1 protein-coding gene and 2 pseudogenes are annotated in these 1,353 nt (G+C 25.8%); all 3 read right to left on the minus strand.

Features of this window, described 5'->3' with window-relative positions:
- Window positions 1-309: pseudogene (locus G3997_RS04930) on the minus strand (hypothetical protein); the annotation flags it as partial.
- Window positions 310-518: 209 nt separating this feature from the next.
- Entirely contained in the window at window positions 519-818 is a 300-nt protein-coding gene (locus G3997_RS04935) for a BadF/BadG/BcrA/BcrD ATPase family protein (protein WP_330616299.1), read from the minus strand.
- Between the two features lie 408 nt (window positions 819-1,226).
- Window positions 1,227-1,353, minus strand: a pseudogene (locus tag G3997_RS11840) (50S ribosomal protein L9); the annotation flags it as partial.

Genomic DNA, 1,353 nt, shown 5'->3' on the forward strand with positions numbered 1-1,353 from the left:
ATTACACTTTATATGCTCTAAATATGATTTAAATCCATCTATATATAATTGTAGTGTACTTATTCCATTTATTTTAGGCTTAAGATAGTTTTTCATGATTTTTGAAAATTTAATAAAATCTTCTTTATTTAAACAATCTATATTAAATGGATATAAGTTTTTAATATTTTTAAATAAATTTAAGTAAATACATATRTCACATGTTACAATTGCTCCACATCCACAAAATCTAATGATTGGATTTTTAAACCAATTTTGATTTCCACCATAGGCTCCTTCTATATCAAAATACATTAATTCTTTTGGCATAATCTGTATTTCCCTTCTAAATATTAGTMACATACAGCACATGAATTATTACACACAACATATACTTCTAAAAAGCATATGTTAGGTGTTGATACTGAAAAAGAAGTATCTTCAGATGAAATAATATAAAGTACAACTTTAAATAATTACAAATATTAATATCCCATATAAAAAGCTACTCGAAATAAAGAGTAGCTTTTTATATTTTATTATATTAATTTTTCTAAAGCATATAAAGCAGCCCCAGTAGCACCTACTATTTCAGGTTCTTCACAAATATATAATTTAGCACCTATTTTATCTTCAACAGCTTTTACAACTCCTACATTTTTTGCAACTCCACCAGTCATCATAAATTCATTTTCTAACCCAACTCTTTTAAGTAAAGAGTATGCCTTAGAAGATATAGAATTATGAATACCGTGAATAATATCACTTTTTTCTTTGTTTTGAGCAATTAAAGATATAACTTCAGACTCAGCAAAAACTNAACANNNATATCTAATAATGTATAATCTAAATTTTGCTTTTTAGCTAAGTATCTAAATGTATTTAAATTACCATCACAAGCAAAGGATGTAGTTACAGCAAATTTAGGTTTAGGTACTATGTTAGAATTAACAGCACCTATAAATCCTTTATGATAAGAACAAAGGGTANGTGCGTATAAATTACACCATACAGATTTATCTGGGTTAGAAAATGCATCTACAGTCATTTTCATAATAAGTTGTTCTAATTTTTTATTCCCCTTAGAATAATTTTTATTAGGAATAAAGTTAGTTCTGATTTTATTAGCACAAAGTCCAGTACAAATTAAGTTCCAGCTTTTTTCAGGGTTATCTTTTATGTTCTTTTTTATATAGTTTCCATAACTTTTTACAATATCCATTTTACACCTTCTTTTATATNNNTTCTATTGCTGCTTCGTATTCTTTTTGAGCTTTTAACTCTTTTGATTTATTCTTTTCATTTAATTCTTTCATATTCGTATTATCAGCAGGAACTGCTAACTTTTTAGGTAATAAGAAGTTTCTTGCATAT

This window comes from Romboutsia sp. 13368 (assembly GCF_018336475.1).
Taxonomy (GTDB): domain Bacteria; phylum Bacillota; class Clostridia; order Peptostreptococcales; family Peptostreptococcaceae; genus Romboutsia.